General features: G+C 58.2%; 17 protein-coding genes and 1 pseudogene. 12 read left to right on the forward strand and 6 right to left on the reverse strand.

Annotated elements, in window-relative coordinates:
• Positions 1-87 precede the first annotated feature (87 nt).
• The 4 genes from EKM04_RS10670 (at position 88) to EKM04_RS10685 (ending at position 3,430) form a co-directional block, all read left to right on the forward strand.
• The gene (locus tag EKM04_RS10670; RefSeq protein ID WP_174152356.1) at positions 88-1,035 is read left to right on the forward strand and encodes an alpha/beta hydrolase family protein; all 948 of its coding nucleotides are present in this window, start codon (positions 88-90) and stop codon (positions 1,033-1,035) included.
• A gap of 88 nt (positions 1,036-1,123) precedes the next feature.
• Positions 1,124-2,014, forward strand: coding sequence for a L,D-transpeptidase (locus tag EKM04_RS10675; RefSeq protein WP_183894401.1), 891 nt, complete (start codon positions 1,124-1,126; stop codon positions 2,012-2,014).
• A 193-nt stretch (positions 2,015-2,207) separates the two neighbouring features.
• Positions 2,208-2,945 carry a L,D-transpeptidase gene (locus EKM04_RS10680; RefSeq protein WP_183894403.1) on the forward strand — a complete coding sequence of 246 codons (738 nt, stop codon included), beginning with the start codon at positions 2,208-2,210 and terminating at the stop codon, positions 2,943-2,945.
• 146 nt (positions 2,946-3,091) lie between these two features.
• On the forward strand, positions 3,092-3,430 hold the full coding sequence (locus EKM04_RS10685; RefSeq protein WP_210290033.1) for an NINE protein: 339 nt from the start codon (positions 3,092-3,094) through the stop codon (positions 3,428-3,430).
• A 40-nt stretch (positions 3,431-3,470) separates the two neighbouring features.
• Here EKM04_RS10685 and EKM04_RS10690 read toward each other — a convergent pair whose 3' ends face one another.
• Positions 3,471-3,917, reverse strand: coding sequence for a MarR family winged helix-turn-helix transcriptional regulator (locus EKM04_RS10690; protein WP_286089340.1), 447 nt, complete (start codon positions 3,915-3,917; stop codon positions 3,471-3,473).
• A 196-nt stretch (positions 3,918-4,113) separates the two neighbouring features.
• Between EKM04_RS10690 and EKM04_RS10695 the strand changes: the two genes are divergently transcribed.
• The 4 genes and pseudogenes from EKM04_RS10695 to EKM04_RS10710 all read left to right on the forward strand — a co-directional run.
• Positions 4,114-4,536 carry an organic hydroperoxide resistance protein gene (locus EKM04_RS10695; protein WP_183894405.1) on the forward strand — a complete coding sequence of 141 codons (423 nt, stop codon included), beginning with the start codon at positions 4,114-4,116 and terminating at the stop codon, positions 4,534-4,536.
• Between the two features lie 105 nt (positions 4,537-4,641).
• Positions 4,642-5,025: an MbcA/ParS/Xre antitoxin family protein gene (locus tag EKM04_RS10700; RefSeq protein ID WP_183894407.1), complete on the forward strand. Its 384-nt coding sequence runs from the start codon at positions 4,642-4,644 to the stop codon at positions 5,023-5,025.
• Positions 4,985-5,749: an RES family NAD+ phosphorylase gene (locus EKM04_RS10705; RefSeq protein ID WP_183894409.1), complete on the forward strand. Its 765-nt coding sequence runs from the start codon at positions 4,985-4,987 to the stop codon at positions 5,747-5,749. The genes EKM04_RS10700 and EKM04_RS10705 overlap by 41 nt, the downstream gene beginning before the upstream one ends.
• Before the next feature lie 29 nt (positions 5,750-5,778).
• Positions 5,779-5,952, forward strand: a pseudogene (locus EKM04_RS10710) (VOC family protein); the annotation flags it as partial.
• Positions 5,953-5,967: 15 nt separating this feature from the next.
• Here EKM04_RS10710 and EKM04_RS10715 read toward each other — a convergent pair.
• Positions 5,968-6,864, reverse strand: a complete 897-nt coding sequence (locus EKM04_RS10715) for a LysR family transcriptional regulator (protein WP_183894411.1) — start codon at positions 6,862-6,864, stop codon at positions 5,968-5,970.
• 121 nt (positions 6,865-6,985) lie between these two features.
• Here EKM04_RS10715 and EKM04_RS10720 point away from each other — a divergent pair, with 121 nt between their 5' ends.
• On the forward strand, positions 6,986-7,708 hold the full coding sequence (locus tag EKM04_RS10720) for an SDR family oxidoreductase (RefSeq protein WP_174152363.1): 723 nt from the start codon (positions 6,986-6,988) through the stop codon (positions 7,706-7,708).
• A 12-nt stretch (positions 7,709-7,720) separates the two neighbouring features.
• Complete coding sequence (locus EKM04_RS10725; RefSeq protein WP_183894413.1) at positions 7,721-8,074, forward strand: Atu4866 domain-containing protein; 354 nt, start codon at positions 7,721-7,723, stop codon at positions 8,072-8,074.
• A 48-nt stretch (positions 8,075-8,122) separates the two neighbouring features.
• On the opposite strand, the gene EKM04_RS10730 is transcribed toward EKM04_RS10725, so the two are convergent.
• Positions 8,123-9,691 carry a helicase HerA-like C-terminal domain-containing protein gene (locus EKM04_RS10730; RefSeq protein WP_183894415.1) on the reverse strand — a complete coding sequence of 523 codons (1,569 nt, stop codon included), beginning with the start codon at positions 9,689-9,691 and terminating at the stop codon, positions 8,123-8,125.
• A gap of 215 nt (positions 9,692-9,906) precedes the next feature.
• On the opposite strand from EKM04_RS10730, the gene EKM04_RS10735 reads away from it, so the two are divergent.
• Entirely contained in the window at positions 9,907-10,299 is a 393-nt protein-coding gene (locus EKM04_RS10735; protein ID WP_174152365.1) for a DUF937 domain-containing protein, read from the forward strand.
• Here the strand turns inward: EKM04_RS10735 and EKM04_RS10740 are convergent, their stop codons facing one another.
• The gene (locus EKM04_RS10740; protein WP_183894417.1) at positions 10,300-10,728 is read right to left on the reverse strand and encodes a winged helix-turn-helix transcriptional regulator; all 429 of its coding nucleotides are present in this window, start codon (positions 10,726-10,728) and stop codon (positions 10,300-10,302) included.
• 103 nt (positions 10,729-10,831) lie between these two features.
• On the opposite strand from EKM04_RS10740, the gene EKM04_RS10745 reads away from it, so the two are divergent.
• Positions 10,832-11,590, forward strand: coding sequence for an SDR family oxidoreductase (locus EKM04_RS10745; RefSeq protein ID WP_183894419.1), 759 nt, complete (start codon positions 10,832-10,834; stop codon positions 11,588-11,590).
• A gap of 39 nt (positions 11,591-11,629) precedes the next feature.
• Here the strand turns inward: EKM04_RS10745 and EKM04_RS10750 are convergent, their stop codons facing one another.
• Positions 11,630-12,478, reverse strand: coding sequence for an SMI1/KNR4 family protein (locus EKM04_RS10750; protein ID WP_183894421.1), 849 nt, complete (start codon positions 12,476-12,478; stop codon positions 11,630-11,632).
• Positions 12,479-12,686: 208 nt separating this feature from the next.
• Positions 12,687-13,514, reverse strand: coding sequence for an aldo/keto reductase (locus EKM04_RS10755; protein ID WP_183894423.1), 828 nt, complete (start codon positions 13,512-13,514; stop codon positions 12,687-12,689).
• Positions 13,515-13,785 lie beyond the last annotated feature (271 nt).

Genomic DNA, 13,785 nt, shown 5'->3' on the forward strand with positions numbered 1-13,785 from the left:
GTTCGCTTTCTCAAAACAGTGAGTGGACAATTCAATCTTGTAGTGGTGAAATTAACCCGCGCTTCATGAAATTTCGGGTCCTCGCACATGGCAGAAACACCTTCGTCTTTTTTCGGTACTGTCTCCCAACAAACCCTGACGCGGCGCACTTTACTGGCTGGGGCGGCAGGGCTTTCCGCAGCGGCTTTGCTGCCGTCTCAGGGGCGTGCGAACCTCGTCATGCCGCAGGTTTTGCCGCTGGCGACGGAAGACTATGCCAATGCACGCCAGCAGTTTCAAACGCACCTGCTGAGGAAGATCGCCGCGCCCGAGAAGTCCACGCCGTTGGGCACGCCTCCGGGTGCGACCCGCGTGACCTATCCGGGTGGACCACATGGTTCCATCGAGTTGGTCGCGTGGCTTTCGCAGTATGAGCCAAGCACCAAGCTGAAGCCTGCGGTTCTGTTTCTCCACGGCGGCAATGCCACAGGCGACGGGCACTGGGCGCTGATGAAGCCCTATTGGGAAGCGGGCTTTGTGGTGTTGCTCCCGTCTTTCCGTGGTGAAAACGGACAACAGGGAAATTATTCCGGCTTCTATGACGAGACCGCCGATGCACTGGCGGCGGCTTCCTACCTCGAAAACCTGCCGGGGATCGATCAGGATCGCCTGTTTCTCGCAGGTCACTCCAATGGCGGCACGCTGTCGCTGCTGGCATCGATGACGCGCAAGTTCCGCGCGTCCGTGCCGATTTCGGCTGGCGTCAATTCGTGGCGGTATTTCAACCGCTACGCCGACGAGATCTGTTTTGACGGCAGCGACGAGCAGGAGTTCGTCATGCGCTCTTCTGTGTGTTTCGGACCGAGCCTCAAATGCCCGACCTTGTTGCTGCGCGGCACGGAGGAGCGCCCGTTCGATGCCGACCACAAGCTGCTGATGGAGCGGGCGCGGTTTGCGGGTATGAAGATCGACAAGATGCTGTTGCCCGGCAACCATAATGGCGTGGTGCCGGGTGCGGTGGTGGAAAGCATTCGTTTCTTCAACCAGTTCGCCTGATACGGGTCGTAACTGGATTTGGCTCCAGCTTCGCGCCAGCCGGGCAGGGCATTGTCGTTAAAACGATGCCTCCTCTTGAAGCGGTTCCATGACTGTACCCTTGAAAACCTGCCGTCGCCTTGTGTCTCTTGCGGTACTTGCGCTGATGCCGCTGTTGAGCGGCTGTCTGTTCGTGACGGATACCAGTCGCATGAACCCGGATGTCTTCGTGCAGGAAACGGCGCCCGTCTTCAACTACAACAATGTCGGCTCCATTCCGCGCCCTCCATTGCCGCCCACGCCCGGCTCGATCAACAGCCGCCCGCCGGACTTGTTCCGTTCGCAGTTCCAGCAGCTGTACGGACCGCCGTCCACGGCCCGGCCAACGGGTTCCGGCCTGTCCCCCGCTTATAGCGACCAGACGCGCGGTTATGGCCTGCCGGTGTCCAACCCGCTGCATCGCGTCATCTATGGTCAGATCAGCGACGAAGGTCACACGTTGCCAGCCATTCCCTATTCGCGGGTCGATTCCCGCTTTCTGCGTCAGGACGTGACCTATCAGACGGCGGAAGCACCGGGTACGATCGTGGTCGATACCAAGCAGCATTTCCTCTATCTCGTTCAACCGGGTGGCAAGGCGGTTCGCTATGGTGTCGGTCTGGGGCGCGATGGTTATGCCTGGGCCGGTCGCGGCAAGATCCAGTGGAAAGCCAAATGGCCACGCTGGACGCCGCCGGACGAGATGGTTCAGCGGCAACCCGAGTTGGCGTCGATCTCGGCGGCCAATGGCGGCATGATCCCCGGTCTCAACAATCCGCTCGGTGCCCGGGCGCTTTATATTTTCAAGGACGGCAAGGACACGCTTTATCGCGTCCATGGCACGCCGGACTGGCAGTCGGTGGGCAAGGCGACATCATCCGGTTGCGTGCGCATGCTCAATCAGGACGTCATCGATCTCTACGAACGCGTCCCGAAGGGCGCGCCGATTGTGGTTATCTGATCACGCATGCCAAGAATGCTGTCCTAAACGGACCATGTTGCTGTCGGGAAACTGGTCTTTAGGGATGTATTAACTACTATGGCCATACCTGAACAGTCGTGGAACAAACGATGTACAGCGAGATTGTAGGATGGTTCCGCAGCCCCGCGCAACATCCGCCCCAGTCGCTTCGATGTGAGAAAAAAACGGCCTTATGATGAGCACCGACACAGATCTTTCCAGACGTACCTTCCTTTCCCTCCTTGGCCTTTCCTCTGCGTCGCTTCTGGCGGGCTGCGCTTCTTCCGGCGTCCGTCCCTACAGCAGCGTGCAGCCGGGTAGCCTTGCAGGCAATATCGCAGGCGATTTCCGCTCGATGTTTGCAGGTGGCATTTCCGATGCCGAGCTTTCCGTCATGTACGGGACGGTTGAAGATGGTGGCTACGTCATTCCCGCCATTCCCTATCAGAAAATCGACCGTCGTTATTACCGTCAGCGCGTGGTTGATCCCACCGGCGAACCAGCTGGCACCGTTGTCGTGGATACGCGCTCGCGCTTCCTCTATGTCGTCGAGCCCGGCGGCTCCGCCATGCGCTACGGCGTCGGCATCGGTCGCGAAGGCTTCGCATGGTCGGGCGAAGGCGTCATCCAGTGGCGTCAGAAGTGGCCGAAGTGGACCCCACCGGACGAAATGGTGGCTCGCCAGCCGGAACTGACCAAGTTCTCCTCCAAGAATGGCGGTATGCCACCGGGCCTGAAAAATCCGCTTGGTGCCCGCGCGCTCTACATCTTCCAGAACGGCAAGGATACGCTTTACCGTTTGCATGGGTCTCCGGAGTGGAGCTCCATCGGCAAGGCCGTGTCATCCGGCTGCGTACGCCTGATGAACCAGGACGTGATCGACCTCTACGACCGTGTGCCGAACAAGGCGCGGGTTGTGGTTTGGCAGTAAGCCGATCCTATGACATGAACGAAGGAGCCGCACACAGCATGATGTCTGCGGCTTTTTTGTTTCTTGTCATCAGTTTCAATTTTTGATTGATTTTTTCGTCTCAGGAACGGTAACTCTTAGCCATTTGCAGCTTGAGGGTTCAGAGATTGGTCAGCATTCCAAAAATTTCCGGTCGTGTCTCCCAGGGAACCGCTCCAGTGCAGCCTGTCATAAAGGTGGTCGACCGCAAGGTCATGTGGGTGGCCTATGTGATGGCGATCATGGGCGGCGGGGGAATGCTGGGGCTGCATCGATTTTACCTCGGTTATACGCGATCTGCCGTATTGCAACTGCTGTTTGGGATCTGTGCTTTTCTGCTTCCGGCGGTACTGAACCTGTTCGATGTGGCTTACTTTATGGCGATGATCGCTGCGGGATGGGTGCTGGTCGATCTCTTTCTTATCCCGATGATGGTTCGCGCTGCCAACAGCAGAGGGAATGCTTGAACACGCGGTGACTGACAGCCCGCCGACCGCTCTGGCATTTTTACTCTTTAACCAAACTCTCTTTCAACGCGTTCAGTCGATCACGAAGCTGCCCCAACTCATCGAGGGTACATCCCGTCGCCTCTCCAATCGAGCGCATGACATCCGTCGCCTTCGTCTTCAACTCCGCCCCTTCGCCCGTCAGCGCGATCATCACCTGACGCTCGTCCACCGTACCGCGTTTGCGGGTAATCAGCCCCGCATGTTCCAGCCTTTTGAGAAGGGGGGAGAGGGTACCGGAATCCAGGCCGAGCATTTCGCCCAGTGTTTTGACGGTGGCGGTTTCTTTTTCCCACAGCGCCATCATGACGAGATATTGCGGGTAGGTGAGGCCCAGCGGCTCAAGCAGAGGTTTATAGGCACGGTTGAACGCATGTGACGCGCCATACAGCGCAAAACATATTTGCAGGTCCAGCCTCAGAAGGCTTTCCATCGTTCCGTCGTCCATGTGTGGGCTCCAAATATGCGGCTGGAGAGGGAACAATTTATCCCGTCACTCGGTTCCTGCCACATGCAAAAGGCAACGCAATCTTTCAAATTGTTATGTCAGAGATCGAAAAATATCTCAATGCGCAAAATTATATTGCGAACAATTTAATTGTGAGCTATATGATCGTCAACATCAACCGAAGGAAGTGAATGACATGGCTATTCTCTATACAACACAGGCATCCGCAACAGGCGGCCGTGCAGGCAACGCCAAGTCCGAGGACGGCGTTCTGGACGTCACTCTGACAGTTCCAAAGGAACTCGGCGGCGACGGCGCAACCGGCACCAATCCTGAACAGTTGTTTGCAGCCGGCTACTCCGCCTGCTTTCTCGGCGCGTTGAAGAACGTTGCCGGCAAGGAAAAGGTCAAGATTCCAGAAGACACCAAGGTCACCGCAACTGTCGGCATCGGCCCACGGGACGATGGCACCGGCTTTGGCATTGAAGTGTCGCTCAAGGTGAATATCCCCGGTCTCGACAAGGACGTCGCTGATGACCTGATCCAGAAGGCGCATATCGTATGCCCTTACTCGCATGCGATGCGCACCTCCACTGAAGTTCCTGTTTCTGCTGCATAATCTCGTCCCCCCGATGTGCGACACGGCAAGGGCTGGCGTCATCGCCAGCCCTTGTTGCTTTCAGAAAGAAATTTGCTATATTCTTTCCAAGGAAAGGATTTGCGCATGAATATCCAGGTCAAACCCTCTTTCGACGCGGCGGAGCAGGGTCGTGTCGTGACGAAGGCTGTGGTCTCTGCTGCAGACAGGCTGGGCCTGAACGCGGCCCGTGTGGCGGATGTTCTGGGGGTTTCAGCCCCGACCGTTTCGCGCATGAAGCGGCTTGATTTCATTCTGGAGCCCGGTAGCAAAGCGTTCGAACTGGCGGTTCTGTTGATCCGGGTGTTTCGCTCACTCGACGCCATCGTCGGTGGCGATGACGGGGTGGCGCGTGGCTGGATGCGAAACCACAACGAAGCGCTTGACGCAGTCCCTGCGGAGAAACTCACAACCATTACCGGATTGCTCGATGTCCTTGCCTATCTGGACGCCAGACGCGCTCCAATCTGAAAAACGCACCGTATCAGGCCATTGGTGGCGACTTGTGGAGGCGCAGCATCAGGTCTCCACGATGAAGCTCGTCGACACCGTGGATGAGCAGTCGCTGCTGGAAGATATTCTGGAAGACAGCAAACGCCGCTTTCCGCCAGAGTGTGCGGGCCTCGATTATCTGCTGGCCACACCCTTTCGCTACGATGCCGCCTATCCCCATGGTTCACGCTTTCGCCGGGCAGGTTGGACCAAGGGCGTCTATTACGCCTCGGCCAGAGTGGAAACGGCGCTCGCCGAAATGGCGTTCTATCGCCTGTTGTTCTATGCCGAATCTCCTGCCACGCGACTGCCCGCAAACGCGGCGGAATACACCGCCTTTTCCGCTGAGATCGGCACGCGTTCTGCCATCGATCTGACCCAGCCCCAGCTGTCGGGCAACGGTGCGGCCTGGACGCATCCGACGGACTACGCGCCTTGTCAGGCCTTGGCGGACACAGCGCGGGCAGCGAATGTGGAGGCCATCCTCTATCAGTCCGTGCGCGATCCCCATGGCGGGCTCAACATGGCCCTTCTCACGCCGCTCGCCTTTGAAAAGAAGCAACCGGTGGAGCGGATCAACTGGCGTATCCGGCTGGCGAAAACCGGCATTCAGGCGCTGTGCGATTTCCCGATGCAGCGCATTGGTTTTGCCGCGGACGATTTTGCGGGAGACCCGCGCATCGCAAAAATGTTGAGCGCCTAGCCCAGGCTGACCAAACCCGGCCGTAGACGCTCTGTATCTGGGGTTATTGCTTCAATGTCGATGGCATCGAAGCCACCACCATCCGCGTCAGCACCGGTGACGGCAAGGTCGTCAACGGCCCGATGGAGGTTCCGGGCGGCAGCTGGATCGTCAACTGCCGCCCGGATGGGGCCTGTTTCTCGCTGGTTTCTCCAGCAAAATGAGGTGAGGGGCGGGGATCACCCACCCCTTGGCAGCCGCACATGGTCGATGAAGGCGCGAAGCTTGGGTGCCAGATTGCGGCGGCTGGGGTAGTAGAGATAGAAGCCCGCGAAGCTGTGGCAATAATCTTCGAGCATCGGCACCAATTGTCCACGCTCGATATAGGGTCGAAACGTTTCTTCCATTCCAAAGGTAATGCCAGCCCCCGCGCAGGCGAGCTTGATCATGAGCTGCATGTCGTTGGTGGTAAATTCCGGCTGAACCGCCACGGCAAATTCACGGTCGTTTTCCGCAAATTCCCAGCGGTATGGCGCAACGCCGGGGCGCGGGCGCCAGCCGATGCAGCTGTGGCCAATGAGGTCTGCGGGGTGGGATGGCACACCGTTACGGTCTCTATAAGCGGGCGAACAGACCGGAAGCTGGCGCTGCTCGACCGATACGGGCACGGCGATCATGTCCTGTGCAATCAATTCGCCCAGCCGCACGCCCGCATCATATCGCTCAGTCACGATATCGAACTCCTCATCGGTCACGATGATATCCAGCTGAACATCCGGATAGGCCTGCGCAAAGCTGGCAAGCAGCGGGCCGGAGAGAAACCGTTCTGCAATTGACGACACAGCCAGCCGCAATTGCCCGCGCACGGTCCCGCCGAGTGACGAGGTGACGCGCGCTGCCTGGGTGATATTTGCGATGGATGGAGACACCTGCGCATAGAGGTTCTGCCCCGCTTCCGTCAGGCTGACACTGCGGGTCGTGCGCTGCACCAGCGCTATTCCCATCGTTTCTTCCAGCTTGCGGATGGTCTGGCTGACAGCGGACCGGGTCACGCCCAAACGATCAGCGGCAGCGCGGAAATTACGCTCTTCTGCGACCATGCAGAGAATCGAGAGAGCATTGAGATCGATGTGCATTGGTTAGATTTTTTATCCATCGAAGTTAGAACTGAGCCAGTTATCACGACAATGCCACTGAACTATCTTCTTCGCAACAGCACCGACCGGACACGGCGCGCTGGGAAAAAGGAGATAAATCATGGTATTGAACAAAGTCGTTCTCATTACAGGTGCATCGAGCGGTATTGGCGAAGGCATTGCGCGCGAACTGGCCGTTGCGGGCGCAAGACTCGTCATCGGCGCACGTCGCATGGACCGTCTGGAAACATTGGCGAATGAGCTTCGCCAGTTGGGCGCTGAGGTCGTTCCCCACTCCCTCGACGTGACGGACCGGGAAAGCGTGGCAGCCTTTGCGGATGCGGGACGCAAGGCATTCGGCCACATCGATGTCATCGTCAACAATGCCGGCATCATGCCGCTGTCGTTGATGTCATCGCTCAAGGTCGATGAGTGGGACCGTATGATCGACGTCAACATCAAGGGCGTGCTTTACGGCGTTGCCGCCGTGTTGCCGGAGATGACCAGCCGGAAATCCGGCCAGATCATCAACATCGCCTCCATCGGTGCGCTTGCGGTATCGCCAACGGCAGCGGTCTATTGCGCCACGAAATTCGCGGTGCGTGCCATTTCCGATGGGCTGCGTCAGGAAAACAAGGACATCCGCGTGACCTGCATTCACCCTGGCGTGGTGGAAAGCGAGTTGGCCAGCACCATCACCGACCCCGCTGCTGCGGAACTGATGAAGGGTTATCGCGCCATCGCGCTGAAACCCAACGCGATCGGTCGCGCCGTGCGGTTTGCGATCGAACAACCTGATGATGTCGATGTCAACGAAATCGTCGTTCGCCCGACCGCTGCGTGATGGGAGCAATCGATGAACATGGTCTCGACCTCGGTTGCCATCGCACTGGCAACCGCCGCCATTGATGGCATTTCGCCCGCAGCCAACTCCATGAGAAAGGTACAGATGACGAACTCAACATCCCAAAACCAGATGCACCCCTATCTCGGCATGTGGGTGACAGGCGACGGCCATATTCGCCAGGAACTGTTGCTGAATGGACGGTATGACGAAGCGCGTGGCAACCGAAAAAGCGCCTATCAGGGCCGCTATGAGATCAACGGCAATCATATCGACTATTGGGACGATACGGGCTTTACCGCAGACGGCGAGTTCGTGGATGATGTGTTGTATCACGGGGGAATGATTTTTTATCGGGAGCGATGATCTCTTCACCGTCACCCCGGCTCACGGCCGGGGTTACAGAGGGGGCGCCTACCGTCGCAAACTTCCCAAGATACCTCGCACCAAGGCGCGCCCGACCGAACTTGCAACCGTGCGGGCGGCGCTCTTCATCGCCGCCTCGATCACCGTTTCGCGCTGATAGCCGCCAGCCTTGCGTTTCGTTCCGGTGGTGGAAGCCTGTGTCGGCTCCTCGTCATCGCCAAAGCCCGGCAGCTTCCAGCGGCTGGAGGCGCTGTCGGCCGGTTGGTTGGCCTGTTCTTCGGCGGCCCGTTTGGCTGCTTCTGCATCGGCAGCCTTCTGGGCACGGGCGGCCAGCAGTTCGAAGGCGGATTCACGGTCGAGGTCGGTGTCGTAGACCCCGGCAACCGGGCTGGTGCTCATGATGCTGCGGCGTTCGTCGTCGCTGACGGGACCGACGCGGCCCGAGGGTGGGCGAACCAAGGTGCGCTCCACGATGGAGGGTGCGCCCTTGTCGCCGAGCGTCGAAACCAGTGCTTCCCCGGTGCCGAGCGTGGTGATGGCGTCTGCCGTGCTGAAGGCCGGGTTCTGGCGGAATGTATCGGCGGCGGTTTTGACGGCCTTCTGCTCACGCGGCGTATAGGCGCGCAGCGCGTGTTGCACGCGGTTGCCAAGCTGCGCCAGAACGGTTTCCGGCACATCCAGCGGGTTCTGCGTCACGAAGTAAACGCCGACGCCCTTGGAGCGAATGAGGCGCACGACCTGCTCGACGCGCTCCACCAGCACGCGCGGCGCATCGTTGAACAGCAGGTGCGCTTCGTCGAAGAAGAAGACAAGCCTGGGCTTGGCGGGATCGCCGATTTCCGGCAGCTCCTCAAACAGTTCAGACAGCATCCACAGCAGGAATGTGCCGTAAAGGCGCGGGTTCATCATCAGCTTGTCGGCGGCCAGGACCGAGATCGTGCCGCGTCCGTCAGGCGTGATCCGCATGATATCGGAAATCTTCAGCGCCGGTTCACCGAAGAAATGTTCGGCCCCCTGTTGCTCCAGCACCAGAAGACCGCGCTGTAGCGAGCCGACCGAGGATTTGGAAATCAGGCCGAATTGGCTGGAAAGCTCAGACGCGTGTTCGCCCATATAGTTGAGCAGCGCCTGCAAGTCCTTGAGATCCAGAAGCGGCAATCCCCCCTGATCGGCAATCTTGAAGGCGATGTTGAGGACGCCTTCCTGCGCTTCGGACGCATCCATCAGGCGCGCCAGCAAAAGCGGCCCCATTTCGGCGATGGTGGCGCGAACACGGTGGCCTTTTTCGCCGTAGAGGTCCCAGAAGATGACCGGAAACTGCTCGTAGGACAGGTCGGTGAAACCGATCTGTTCGGCTCGCTTCGTGACCCAGTCCTTGGCCTCACCCCTTGCCGCAATACCGGACAGGTCACCCTTCACATCGGCGCAGAAAACGGGCACGCCCGCCTTGGCAAAGCCCTCGGCCAGAACCTGAAGCGAGACAGTCTTGCCGGTGCCGGTGGCGCCGGTGATGAGGCCGTGGCGGTTGCCGAATTTCAGATCGAGATATTCGCCCTTGTTCAGGCTGTCGTCTGCGTTGCGGCTTGTGCCGATATAGAGCTTTCCGTCCTGCAACATCACGCCAGTTCCTCCGGTCAAACGGGCATGCGATGCCCTTTGTCTAATATTTGCAATAGTCTTATAGGAACTGGCTGTGCGCTCAACAACTGTTTGATAAGGTTGTTGAAGCGGCCTGCCAAACTTGGACGCGGCGCGATTTCCCACCTTGTGTCCAAACTTCAGTTGTTTTACGTTGACGTTAACGTCATTTATTCGTTTTCAGGAGGAACACTATGAGCGAGATCGTTACGCAGATTGCCGACAAGGTTGGTATCGAACATGACAAGGCCGAAAAGGCTTTGGGCATGATGTTGGGCTTTCTTCAGCGCGAAGCGGATGATGCGCCCGTTGCCAGGATGATCGAAGCCATTCCCGGCGCGCCTGATCTGGTTGCCCGTTTCAACGGTGAAGGCCAGGGCGGCGGCGGTCTGCTCGGCGGTCTGATGAGCGCCATCGGCGGCGGCGGCATCATGGGTCTCGGCCAGCAGCTGATGAGCCAGGGCCTCGGCATGAGCGAAATCTCCGCACTGGCCAAGGAAACCATCGCCATCGCCCGCCAGCATGCAGGCGACGAGACGGTGGATCAGGTCATCGCATCCGTTCCGGGTCTGAGCCAGTTCGCCTGATTACATGTCAGGGCGCGGTGTGTGTTCCTTGAACGCTTTCCGCGCCTTTTCTATATCCGCATGGTGGGTCTCGGCCCAGATCCACACGCCGCAAAAGGCACTGCCGAGACTGTTACCCAGCGCCGTCAGGCTGTAATCCACATGCGGTGGTATGACGGGGTGGATGACACGCTTCACCAGCCCGTCGCATTCCATCTGCCGCAGCGTTTTCGTCAGCATCTTCTGGCTGATACCGCCGACCTGGTGGCCGATCTGCGTGAAGCGCAGTGTGCCCTTCTGCTCCAGAAGTTCCAGAATAAGCATCGTCCACTTGTCCGCGACCTTGGCGATGATGTCACGCACCAGCACCTCGATAACCGGGTCGGTCTCTTCCGGCGGCGGGTATTGGCGTTTTTCCTCGGTGGTTTTATCGGCCAGATGCCTTTTCATCCCGACACTCTCCGTTCGGTCAGTATAAATCTTTCGGGTGCCTACTACCCTTTAGGAGACATCCTACTTACGTTTTGGCTCAGCAACAAGGAAGGGTTCTCCCATGAACGTCACAGGCAACACCATTCTCATCACAGGCGGCGGTTCGGGCATTGGTCGTGCGCTGGCGGAAGCATTTCACGCGCTGGGCAATCAGGTCATCATTTCCGGTCGCCGTGCGGCGCTGTTGCAGGAGGTCGCCACGGCCAATCCGGGCATGGCCTGGGCCACGATGGATGCGACGGATGCGCAGGGTATCCGTGCTTTTGCCGATAAGCTCATTGCCGACCATCCCGATCTCAACGCCGTCATCAACAATGCCGGCATCATGAAGAACGAGGATATCAAGGCGGCCCCTGATTATATCGATGTGGCGGAAGAAACCATCGCCACCAATTTACTGGCCCCCATCCGTCTGACGGCTTCACTGCTTCCGCATTTCCTGACGAAGCCGAAGGCGACAGTGCTCACGGTCTCGTCCGGGCTTGCCTTTGTGCCGATGGTGGCGACGCCCACCTACAGCGCCACGAAATCTGCCATTCACGGATATTCCATGGCCATCCGTGAACAGCTTAAAGGCACCTCGGTCGATGTCATCGAAATCATCCCGCCTTACGTCCAGACAACGTTGCAGGGTGATCAGCAGGCAACGGACGAACGCGCCATGCCGTTGGACGCCTATATTGCCGAGGTGATGGAGATCATGACCAACCAGCCGGACGCGACCGAGATCGTCGTCGAACGCTGCAAGCCGCTGAGGTTCGCGGCTGAAAACGGCAATTTCGATCAGGTGTTTGGTATGGTGAACGGGATGCACGCCTGAGCGCTGTACAAAAGCCGCACGCCTCATGGGCGTGCGGGACTACGCCGTTAGGCCCAGCCATGCCCGCCACGCCTTGCCGTTTTCCGTCGTCCAGTCAATGACGCATCCGCTAATCGCCGCCAGCCCTTCTTTTTCGACTGTCTGTCGGTCCTTATACGTTTCGTTAAACCTGTCGAAAGCGGCCTTACTCTTCTGTTCATTGGCGAAAATCTCGAGGATGTATATCTCGAAACCAAGGAAGTTGAGGCGGCTCTGCTGGTCGAGGTGGTCCAGCAGGCTTTGACCGAACAGCCATGCCGGTTCGTCTGAACCATCATGAAAGCTGATGAACAGTTCCTCGCCGGGTGATTCCATATCGATCGCGACGATGTCTCCGCCGCCATTGGTGGTGATGGGGAAGCCCCGTTCCATCATATTGGCATAAACGGTGTAATGCGCCCTGGTGCCTTCGTCTTCCGCCTCTGCGGCAGATTGCCGGAAGCTGGTAATCCAGTCATTCCGTGCAGCCCACAGGTCCGCCATCTCCTCAAGATCGATACGGACACCACCGCTGTTGATCAGCGGTTCATTTTTTTCGTCTGAAAACGGCTTTGGCGGCACGAGGTTGTATTTGACGTCGATCAAGCCGCCGGTATCCGACATATGTCCCGGCAAAAGCCAATGCGTGTCGATCCCGCTGCTGCACTCCTTGAAGAAATGCCGCAACGTCTTTGGCAGCGGCCGGCCGATCTTTTGTTCAACGCGAACGAGGCGGCTTTCTTCAGCGGGAGGCTTGATCTTGAAATGCGGTGGCTTGTAAAAGCGCCAGTCGCCTGTGAAGTTCAACTTCAGGGACGCAAGTTGGCACAGCCGGGTCTGATCAACGATCTTGTCCCACTGCGAAGTCATAGTCTGAGACCCTGCCACGCTCGTGCCCGAAAGTCCGAGCGCCGACATCCCGGCCATAAAACCGCGTCGTCCAATAAGACCTGGCATCACCTTGCTCGAGTTGTAATCCAGAGTTGAGCAGCTTAGCGATACCCTTCTATCGCTTCAAGCCTGTTTCCCAAAAAAGCCCGACATCACTGCCGGGCTCTTTGGGTGGTGATCTCTATGATCAAACATCCCATTCCGGTGCCAGATGCCCCGGATTGACGATCCGGCCATCCTTTTTCGCCAGCGCGAAAATCGCCTGCATGTCGTCGCTGGACAGCTCGAAATCGAAGATGTCGTAATTTTCCTTCAACCGGCTTTCTGTCGCCGTCTTGGAAAGTGCGATGATATCGGGCTGCTGGACGGCCCAGCGCAAGGCCACCTGTGCGGCGGTCTTGCCGTGTTTCGCACCGATGTCTTTCAGAACCGCATCGTGAGGCACCTTGCCATCCGCCATCAGATAATAGGCTGTAACGGAAAGACCGTGTTTGCGGGCCGCTTCGATGACATTCGTCTGATCCAGATAGGGGTGGTACTCGATCTGGTTGTTGGCGATGGGTGCGTCAGAAAGCGTCACAGCTTCTTCTGTCAGCGCCACGTTGAAGTTGGAAATGCCGATATTGCGGACTTTGCCAGCCTTGTGCACCGCGTTCAACGCGCCGATCCGCTCTGCCAGCGGCACATCGCTCTTTGGCCAGTGCAGCAATAGAAGATCGACGTAGTCGGTCTTCAGCTTTTTCAAGCTCTCATCGACGGATTTGACGAAATCGTCATGCTTGTACTGATCAACCCAGACTTTGGTGGTGAGAAAAATGTCGCCACGCGCAATACCGGAATTGGCGATCACCTCGCCCACAGAGGCTTCGTTCTTGTAGATCTGCGCGGTGTCGACGTGGCGAAAGCCGAGTTTAAGGGCTTGCGGGAGGATGCGGTGGACATCGTCGTCCGGCATGCGGAATGTGCCGAAGCCGAGAGCTGGAATGTTCGCACCGTTGGCGTTCACTGTGTGCATGGTTTTTCTCCGTTTTTGGGAGTGGGCCCGCAGGGATGCGGGCAGGAAGGTCATGGGGATAAGTGTGTTGGCGGCGGATTTGTTCAAGGCGCAACCGCAACATTCCTCGAATGATAGTAGATCCCGCAGTCCGAAACGCGGAGCGCAACGATGATAACCGGGCCAACACAAAATGCGGGCACCAAGGCCCGCATCCAGACTGCTGACAAACCCCTGGTCACATCGGGGGGGTTATGATTCATTGGGACATGTTGAAGAAACCTGCTCCCGA

Origin of the sequence: Rhizobium skierniewicense Ch11, from assembly GCF_023757665.1 — a bacterium.
GTDB classification, from domain to species: domain Bacteria; phylum Pseudomonadota; class Alphaproteobacteria; order Rhizobiales; family Rhizobiaceae; genus Agrobacterium; species Agrobacterium skierniewicense.

Coding starts and splice junctions, on each gene's coding strand:
- EKM04_RS10670 (WP_174152356.1), top strand. CDS start 88: ATGGCAGAAACACCTTCGTCTTTTTTCGGTACTGTCTCCCAACAAACC.
- EKM04_RS10675 (WP_183894401.1), top strand. CDS start 1,124: ATGACTGTACCCTTGAAAACCTGCCGTCGCCTTGTGTCTCTTGCGGTA.
- EKM04_RS10680 (WP_183894403.1), top strand. CDS start 2,208: ATGATGAGCACCGACACAGATCTTTCCAGACGTACCTTCCTTTCCCTC.
- EKM04_RS10690 (WP_286089340.1), bottom strand. CDS start 3,917: ATGGACGACGGAACGATGGAAAGCCTTCTGAGGCTGGACCTGCAAATA.
- EKM04_RS10695 (WP_183894405.1), top strand. CDS start 4,114: ATGGCTATTCTCTATACAACACAGGCATCCGCAACAGGCGGCCGTGCA.
- EKM04_RS10700 (WP_183894407.1), top strand. CDS start 4,642: ATGAATATCCAGGTCAAACCCTCTTTCGACGCGGCGGAGCAGGGTCGT.
- EKM04_RS10705 (WP_183894409.1), top strand. CDS start 4,985: ATGTCCTTGCCTATCTGGACGCCAGACGCGCTCCAATCTGAAAAACGC.
- EKM04_RS10715 (WP_183894411.1), bottom strand. CDS start 6,864: ATGCACATCGATCTCAATGCTCTCTCGATTCTCTGCATGGTCGCAGAA.
- EKM04_RS10720 (WP_174152363.1), top strand. CDS start 6,986: ATGGTATTGAACAAAGTCGTTCTCATTACAGGTGCATCGAGCGGTATT.
- EKM04_RS10725 (WP_183894413.1), top strand. CDS start 7,721: ATGAACATGGTCTCGACCTCGGTTGCCATCGCACTGGCAACCGCCGCC.
- EKM04_RS10730 (WP_183894415.1), bottom strand. CDS start 9,691: ATGTTGCAGGACGGAAAGCTCTATATCGGCACAAGCCGCAACGCAGAC.
- EKM04_RS10735 (WP_174152365.1), top strand. CDS start 9,907: ATGAGCGAGATCGTTACGCAGATTGCCGACAAGGTTGGTATCGAACAT.
- EKM04_RS10740 (WP_183894417.1), bottom strand. CDS start 10,728: ATGAAAAGGCATCTGGCCGATAAAACCACCGAGGAAAAACGCCAATAC.
- EKM04_RS10745 (WP_183894419.1), top strand. CDS start 10,832: ATGAACGTCACAGGCAACACCATTCTCATCACAGGCGGCGGTTCGGGC.
- EKM04_RS10750 (WP_183894421.1), bottom strand. CDS start 12,478: ATGACTTCGCAGTGGGACAAGATCGTTGATCAGACCCGGCTGTGCCAA.
- EKM04_RS10755 (WP_183894423.1), bottom strand. CDS start 13,514: ATGCACACAGTGAACGCCAACGGTGCGAACATTCCAGCTCTCGGCTTC.